Here is a 7,736-nt window from a genome sequence, read left to right as displayed (position 1 = left end):
GGTGGAATGCGGCAAGATGGGACTTGGGGTCGAGCATGTGCTGGTCGATCACGACTTGCCGACGGACCAGTACATGGCGATCGAAAGCGAGGGGCGACTTCTGGCCGCAATCGCCGATGCCCATTCGCTGGAGGCCGCCGGTGCCCGGATCCTGGCCCCCCTGTCGGATGGTCGCCTTGGCACGCCCGACGCGCCCTGGCGGGGGGCTATCGCGCTCGATGGCAACCTGACGGTGGAGCTCCTGTCCGAGATTGCCCAGAGCGCGGTTTTTGCAGCAGCGGACCTGAGACTGGCCCCAGCCTCGCCCGGCAAGGCCGACCGGCTGCGCCCCTTCCTGGGCCATCCACGTGCGACCTTCTATGTCAATGCCGAGGAAGCGGGGCTGATCGCGGGCGTTGCAACGGCGGATGCCCGGTCCGGGGCCGAAGCTCTGATTGCTGCAGGGGCTGCGCGCGCACTGGTGACCGATGGGGCAAATGCCGCTGTCGATGCCAAGCCCGAGAGGCTGCTCGCACTGACGCCCCCGCGTGTCACGGCGCGCCGGGTGACCGGGGCGGGCGATACGTTCATGGCCGCGCATATCGCGGCGGAAACGCGCGGTGCGGAGGCTCGGGCCGCGCTGTCCCATGCGCTGGAAAGCGCCGCCGCCTATGTGGCGGGATAATCAATGAGGCGTGAGATGATCCGGTTTTCCCCCGAAGTTGCCGAGGCCCTGGCGCAGAACGCCCCCGTGGTGGCCCTGGAAAGCACCATCATTACCCATGGCATGCCCTTCCCCCAGAACCTGAATACCGCGCGCCGTGTCGAGGCGGAAATCCGGGCCGCTGGTGCGGTGCCCGCCACCATCGCGATCCTTGAGGGGCGTTTGCATGTGGGCCTGACGGATGGCGAGTTGGAAACACTGGCGCAGGCCAGCAACGTCATGAAGCTGAGCCGCGCGGACCTGGCGGTCGCGCTGGCAACCGGACGCACCGGGGCCACGACGGTGGCTGCAACCATGATCGCGGCCAGCCTTGCCGGGATCGGGGTTTTCGCCACCGGCGGCATCGGCGGCGTGCACAAGGGGGCCGAGGACAGTTTTGACATTTCGGCCGACCTGATGGAACTGGCCCAGACACCTGTGACCGTTGTCGCGGCAGGGGCCAAGGCCATCCTGGACCTGCCCAAAACCCTCGAGGTGCTGGAAACGCAAGGCGTGCCCGTCATCGCCTATGGCCAGGATGCCTTTCCCGCCTTCTGGTCGCGCGACTCGGGCCTCGCCGCGCCCTTGCGCCTTGATGACCCCGGGCAGATCGCGGCCAGCGCGAAGATGCGCGCGCGTCTTGGTCTGCCGGGCGGGCAACTGGTGGCAAATCCCATCCCCGTCGAGGCCGAGATCTCCAGCACGACCCTCGCCCCGATCATTGCCCAGGCCCAGGCCGAGGCCGATGCGGCGGGGATCAGCGGCAAATCCGTAACCCCGTTCCTGCTTCAGCGCATTTTCGAACTGACCGATGGTAAGTCCCTAGAGGCCAATATCGCCCTTGTTCTGAACAATGCGCGCCTCGGGGCCGCCATTGCCCGCGCGCTTGTGAAGCAAGAGGATTGACGCAGGTCCCTTGTATGGGGCCAATCGCATCCTTAGTAAGAGAGCAGGACGTCACTCACAGGGACCGCAGGCAAGAATGGAATTGCCCGAACCACCTCCGCCGCCCCGCCGCGGCTGGATATCGTCGCTTCAGGCCAGCTTCCTGACCGGCCTCGTCGTTATCGCGCCCATCGGGCTCACGGCCTGGCTGATCTGGAGCGTGATCGGCTGGATCGATTCCTGGGTGCTGCCCTTCCTGCCGGACGCCTATAACCCGGCGCTGCTGATCCGGAACTACTTCAACATCGATGTCGACATCCGCGGCATTGGCGTCGGCATGTTCCTGATTTTCACGATCGTTGTGGGCTGGGTTGCCAAGGGGCTGATCGGACGGTCGCTGATCCGGACATCGGAAACCATCGTGCTGACGATCCCCGGTGTGCGTTCTCTCTATTCCGGTCTCAAGCAGATCACGGAAACGGTTCTGGCCCAGGGCAAGAACTCCTTCGACAAGGCCTGCCTCGTGGAATACCCGCGCAAGGGGATCTGGGCCATTGCCTTCATCTCGACCGACGCCAAGGGCGAGATCGCGGACACCCACGAAAAGCACATGATCTCGGTCTTCCTTCCGACAACGCCGAATCCGACCTCGGGCTTCCTCCTGTTCCTGCCCAAGGAAGACGTGATCATTCTAGACATGACGGTGGAAGATGCCGCAAAGCTGGTGATCTCGGCCGGTCTTGTCTACCCGAACGAAAAACCTGCCAACCGGGTGCCGCCGGGCAAGGAGCTTCTCGACCTCGTTCCCGAGGAGGCGCGCCACCAGATCGAAGACGCGGTGGAAGGCCATGCCGACGGCGACGACCCCACCGAACAGCGCCGCACAGAAGACGCCTGAAACGAAAAAGGCCCGCCATGACGACGGGCCCCTTTTCATTGTTCCAGAAATATCCCGGGGGGTCCGGGGGGCAGCGCCCCCCGCGGGTCGACGCGCGATAGCGCGGCGAAACCCTCCTAGTCCTCGTACCACCACACGTCGGGCTGGAAGCCGAGCCAGTCGCCATAGATCGGCAGCCGCTCGGGGTAGTGCAACTCGCGGACATGGGCGATCCGGCTGATCGGCGAATACCAGATCGGGATCACGTAGCGCCCCGAAGTCAGCACCCGGTCGAGCGCGTGAACCGCTGCCCGGTAATCGTCCTGGCTCTCCGCTTGCAGCATCTCGTCGATCATACCGTCGATGGCCGGGTTGCAGACGCCCATCAGGTTGCGGCTGCCTGGGGTGTCAACCATGTCGCAGCCCCAGTAGAGATACTGCTCGTTGCCGGGGCTAAGCGACACGCCCCGCGCGAAGTAGGTCATGTCGAAGTCATAGGCATCGGTGCGTTCGCGATACTGCGCACTGTCGATCGTGGTAACCGTTGGGGTGATGCCTAGGCGCGAGAGCGATTCCACGTAGATATTGATGATTGCCTGGTTCTCGGCCGAACCCTGGCTGAGCACAATCTCGAAGGTGAAGGGCGCGCCGTCGGGTCCGGTCATCACCCCGTCCTGAACGCTGTAGCCCGCCTCTTCCATCAGGCCCATGGCCGCGCGGATGCCCTCGCGGTTGGCCTCGCGCCCGTCGGAAACGGGGAAGCTGTAGCCTTCCCGCGCGCCCGGCAGCAGGTGATCGGCATAGGGGTCCAGCAGTTCCAGCACCCGCCCCTCGGCCGCACCCGGCTGCATGCCAAGGATCGAGTTCGAGAAATAGGAGCTGATGCGCGGGGCAAGCCCGCCATTCTGGGTCTGGTTGATGAACTCGTAATTGAAGGCCTGGATCATCGCCTCGCGCACCCGCCAGTCCTCGAACTGCGGCGACCGGGTGTTCATCACGAAGCCCCACATGCCCGTGGGCCGTTCATGCGGCACCTCGGACAGCACCACCTCGCCCGATTGCACGCGCGGGAAGGTGTAGTTGGTTTCCCAGTCGGCGGCATTGGTTTCCCGGATCGTGGTGATCTCGCCCGCGACGAAGGCTTCCCACATGGCGGTGCCGTCGCCGAAGAATTCCAGCCGGATTTCGTCGATCACGTTGGTCCCGCGCCGAAAGCCCAGGTCCGCGCCCCAGTAATCGGGGTTGCGGCGCAGCGACACGAAGCGCCCCGCCTCGAAATCGTCGATCACGTAGGGCGCCGAGGAAATCGGGATCACGTCGATACCGCCCTCGGTAAAGTCGCGGCCCTCCCACTGGGCGGCCTGGAGGATCGGACGCATCCCCATGATCAGCGCCAGTTCCCGGTCAGGTTCAGAAAAGCTGATGCGCACGCCCCGTTCCCCGACGGCCTCGATCGAGGAGACTCGGGTCCAGGCATTGAGGTATCGCGGATGCCCCTCGGTGCCGAGCGTCTCGTAGGACCAGATCACGTCCGCGACGGTGACCGGGCTTCCGTCGGAAAAGCGCGCTTCCGGGCGCAGGTGGAATTCCACCCAGGCTCCGCCCTCGCCGACCTCGACCGATTCGGCCAGGAGACCGTAGAGCGTGAACGGTTCGTCCCAACTGCGCCCCATGAGCGACTCGTAGGCCAGGAAGCGCAACTGCCAGGGCGTGCTGCCGGCGCGGATATGCGGGTTGAGGCTGTCGAAACTGCCCACCTCCCCGGTCACGATCCGCCCGCCCGTGGGGGCATCGGGATTGGCATAGGGCAGATGCGCAAAATCTGGTGGCAGTGCAGGCTCACCATACATAGCGATGCCATGCGCCGGCTCTGCCACCGCTGGCCCGGAGAGAATCGCCATCGCCCCCAGGACGGCCGCGACTCGCGTGAAACAATTTCTGCCCATGTGTGAACAATCCTTCCTTGCCCTTGTTTCCTTACCCGCGAGGCTAGCGCCTGCGGGAATCCGTTTCAAACTTTTCGGTTGGACTCTGAGCAAGTCATTGCTTATAAAGGATGCACTGCTCGATAGGTTTCTTGCCTGTATGAAACCTGCCTCAATAACTGAACGCCGGCCTTGTGCCGGCGTTTTTTTGGCTTCTTGCCCTGCGGCGGTTTTCCCCTGTCCATGTTGCAGATGCAGCATTAGGCTGCGCCACGATTTGCAGATGCAGGAGAGCCCCATGGCCATCACCACCTCGCTGGCGGGCAAGACCGCCGTCATCACCGGTTCAAACTCTGGGATCGGCCTGGGCATTGCCCGTGAACTGGCCCGAGCCGGGGCCGATGTGGTGCTCAATTCCTTCACCGACCGGGACGAGGATCATGCCCTGGCCGCAGACATCGCCGGGGAATTCGGCGTCAGCGCCCGCTATATCAAGGCCGACATGTCCAGGGGCGAGGAATGTCGCGCGCTCATCGCTCAGGCAGGCGCCTGCGATATCCTGATCAACAATGCCGGCATCCAGCATGTCGAGGCGATCGACAGGTTCCCTGTCGAGAAATGGGATGCGATCATCGCCATCAATCTCAGCTCCGCCTTCCATACCACCGCTGCCGCCCTGCCGATGATGCGCGCGGCCGGTTGGGGGCGCGTGGTCAATATCGCCTCGGCCCATGGCCTGACCGCCTCGCCCTACAAATCCGCCTATATTGCGGCCAAGCACGGGATCGTGGGCCTGACAAAGACCACCGCGCTTGAAACCGCCGAAGAGCCGATCACGGCAAACGCGATCTGCCCGGGCTACGTGCTGACCCCGCTCGTCGAGGCGCAGATCCCCGACCAGATGAAGGCTCATAACATGGACCGCGATACCGTGGTTCGCGAGGTCATGCTGCTGCGCCAGCCCTCGCGGGAGTTTGCTACCGTCGAACAGATGGGCGGCACCGCCGTGTTCCTGTGCTCGGATGCCGCGGCCCAGATCACGGGCACCACGATCAGCGTCGATGGCGGCTGGACAGCCCTTTAACTCCCCCTTGCGCGCGTTTACCCCATATCAAGGTTAACGCGCGCGCCCTCCTTCATTGTTCCCCAAATATCCCCGCCGGAGGCATCCGCCGCGTGACACGAGCGACCGACTGACGATGACAGCACAACGCATCAACCTCGCCCTGCAAGGCGGCGGCGCGCATGGGGCCTTTACCTGGGGGGCGCTCGACCGTCTTCTCGAAGAGCCGGAAATCGAGATCGCGGCCATTTCCGGCACCTCGGCCGGGGCGCTCACTGGCGCCGCGATCAAGGCGGGGCTCAGCCAGGGCAGCCGGGCACTGGCCCGCGAAAACCTCGAATGGCTCTGGGAACAGATGGGCGCGATTACCGATGATCGCTTTGCCGCCTGGCTTGGGGCGATTTCACCCCTTGCGATCAGTCACTGGATCGAAACCTCCCTGCCCTTCGCCATCGGGGACGCGGTCAGCCGGATGGTCAGCCCCTATTCCTACGGGCCGTTCTTCGGCAACCCGCTCACACCGATTGTCGAGAAGTTTCACTACGATCACATCTGCTGTGCCGAGGGGCCGGAGTTCTTCGTCTCCGCCACCAACGTGCGCACCGGCAAGATCCGGGTTTTCGGCGGCGATGAGATCGGCACCGCACCGCTTTTGGCTTCGGCCTGTCTGCCGACGCTCTTCAAGGCGGTGGAGATCGACGATCCGCAAACAGGCCAGCGAGAGGCCTATTGGGATGGCGGCTACACCGGCAATCCCGGGCTCTTCCCGCTTTACGAACCGCACCTGCCCGATGACATCCTGATCATCAATATCAACCCGCTCATTCGCCACGAGCTGCCCACCTCTGCCCGTGCGATCCAGAACCGGGTGAACGAGATCAGCTTCAATTCGGCCCTGATGAGCGAGCTGCGCGCCATCCGCTTCGTTCAGCGCCTGCTGGCCGAGGGCGCGGTGCCGGATGGCAGCATGAAACACGTTCTGGTGCACATGATTGCCGATGACGAGCTGATGCAGAAACTCTCGGTTGCCACCAAGGTCGTCCCGGTTCCGCAGGTTCTCCACCAGCTTTATGAATCGGGCCGCACCGCCTGTGGCCGCTTCCTGTCGGAGCATGGCGACAGGATCGGACGGGAAAACAGCGCCGATCTTGCGGCAATGTTCGGATAAGCCTTTGGCTTCTAACGCAACCCAAGCGATTGCTGCGGCGCGGCGTCGCAACCATGGCATTTCTTTCCGAAGGTGCAGTGCACCGTGGTATACCGAAGCTGCACAGGGGATGAAGGAGAGCACCAATGATGACCTGGGACGCACTTGTTTCGAACTGGACCGCCGCGCAGCAGATGGCCCGTGCCCGCTTTCGCTGGCTGGAAGAAGACGCGCTGCGCTTCGTGCAGGCTGACATGGCGAAATTCGCCGAACACCTGGCGGCAACCCATGACCTGACGCTGGCCGAAGCCCGCGAGGAAGTGGAAAACTGGCTGATGACCGTGGCGCGCGCCGAGGCCCGCAAGGCCGCCTGATCCTCAGGCCAGGCAGGTCACCCACAGGACGGTCGCGTCCTCGGGGCTGATCGAGATCACGTTATGACCCATGGTAGCGTCGTAATAGGCGCTATCGCCGCGGCGCATGTCGACGGGGGCATAGAACTCGGTCATGAGCCGCACTTCGCCGGTTAGCACGTAGAGAAACTCTTCGCCCTCGTGGCGCACCCAGCCATCGAATTCCTCGAAGGCACGGGCGCGGATACGGGCGCGATAGGGCAGCATCGCCTTTTGGGTCAGTTGCGGGGCCAGCATCTCGTGCTCGTAGGTGGCGGTCGGGTGCGGTTCACCCTCGCCGGTCTTGGTGACCGCAAGGCGGCCATTGACCTTGGGGTTCACCGTCGGCGTGAAGAGCTGGGGCACCGAGATGTCGAGCCCGTCGGCCAGCTTTTTCAGCGCGTCATAGGTGGGCGACATCTGCCCGTTCTCGATCTTGGACAGGGTCGAGCGCGCCAGCCCCGCTTTCTGCGCCGCCTGTTCCAGCGTCCAGTCGCGCTGCTTGCGCAGTTCGCGCACACGGATAGCCAGGTCCACCGGCTGCGGCCGGTCCTGTTGCCCGCTTTCGCGCGCCAGGCGGATAAGGCTGGGTTCGTCCGAGAAATCCATGCTCGTCATGTAGCTTGCACCAAGGGGTCTTGCAACTGCCCTGCGCGGGGCCTACCCCGGTTTCATGACCCTGCCCGCCCCCTGCCCCACGCCCTTTAACCTGGCCGCGCATGTGCTGGCCCACGCCGCGCGTCTGCCCGACAAGATCGCGCTGGC

General features: G+C 64.2%; 8 protein-coding genes. 6 read left to right on the top strand and 2 right to left on the bottom strand.

Going from position 1 to position 7,736, the window contains the following annotated elements; all coding sequences use genetic code 11:
• The 3 genes from ACEQXV_RS10375 to ACEQXV_RS10365 form a co-directional block, all read left to right on the top strand.
• Positions 1–664, top strand: a 664-nt coding sequence (locus tag ACEQXV_RS10375; protein WP_370269051.1) for a PfkB family carbohydrate kinase, incomplete at its 5' end; no start/stop codon positions are given.
• 15 nt (positions 665–679) lie between these two features.
• The gene (locus tag ACEQXV_RS10370; protein ID WP_370269049.1) at positions 680–1,588 is read left to right on the top strand and encodes a pseudouridine-5'-phosphate glycosidase; all 909 of its coding nucleotides are present in this window, start codon (positions 680–682) and stop codon (positions 1,586–1,588) included.
• A 76-nt stretch (positions 1,589–1,664) separates the two neighbouring features.
• A complete protein-coding gene (locus ACEQXV_RS10365; protein WP_370252619.1) occupies positions 1,665–2,465 on the top strand; it encodes a DUF502 domain-containing protein in 801 nt (266 codons plus the stop codon).
• Positions 2,466–2,581: 116 nt separating this feature from the next.
• On the opposite strand, the gene ACEQXV_RS10360 is transcribed toward ACEQXV_RS10365, so the two are convergent.
• The gene (locus ACEQXV_RS10360; RefSeq protein ID WP_370269048.1) at positions 2,582–4,345 is read right to left on the bottom strand and encodes an extracellular solute-binding protein; all 1,764 of its coding nucleotides are present in this window, start codon (positions 4,343–4,345) and stop codon (positions 2,582–2,584) included.
• Between the two features lie 322 nt (positions 4,346–4,667).
• Here ACEQXV_RS10360 and ACEQXV_RS10355 point away from each other — a divergent pair, with 322 nt between their 5' ends.
• The 3 genes from ACEQXV_RS10355 to ACEQXV_RS10345 all read left to right on the top strand — a co-directional run bounded on the left by ACEQXV_RS10355 (position 4,668) and on the right by ACEQXV_RS10345 (position 6,953).
• Positions 4,668–5,453, top strand: a complete 786-nt coding sequence (locus tag ACEQXV_RS10355) for a 3-hydroxybutyrate dehydrogenase (protein ID WP_370254286.1) — start codon at positions 4,668–4,670, stop codon at positions 5,451–5,453.
• A 115-nt stretch (positions 5,454–5,568) separates the two neighbouring features.
• A complete protein-coding gene (locus tag ACEQXV_RS10350) occupies positions 5,569–6,600 on the top strand; it encodes a patatin-like phospholipase family protein (protein WP_370269047.1) in 1,032 nt (343 codons plus the stop codon).
• A 125-nt stretch (positions 6,601–6,725) separates the two neighbouring features.
• Positions 6,726–6,953 carry a hypothetical protein gene (locus ACEQXV_RS10345; protein WP_370254283.1) on the top strand — a complete coding sequence of 76 codons (228 nt, stop codon included), beginning with the start codon at positions 6,726–6,728 and terminating at the stop codon, positions 6,951–6,953.
• Positions 6,954–6,956: 3 nt separating this feature from the next.
• On the opposite strand, the gene ACEQXV_RS10340 is transcribed toward ACEQXV_RS10345, so the two are convergent.
• On the bottom strand, positions 6,957–7,589 hold the full coding sequence (locus ACEQXV_RS10340; RefSeq protein ID WP_370254281.1) for a helix-turn-helix domain-containing protein: 633 nt from the start codon (positions 7,587–7,589) through the stop codon (positions 6,957–6,959).
• Positions 7,590–7,736: the final 147 nt, after the last annotated feature.

Source organism: Nioella sp. (genome assembly GCF_964229645.1).
In the GTDB taxonomy this organism is placed as follows: domain Bacteria; phylum Pseudomonadota; class Alphaproteobacteria; order Rhodobacterales; family Rhodobacteraceae; genus Nioella.
The sequence above is the reverse complement of the archived record's forward strand: the minus strand, read 5'-3'. Positions and strand labels throughout refer to the sequence as shown.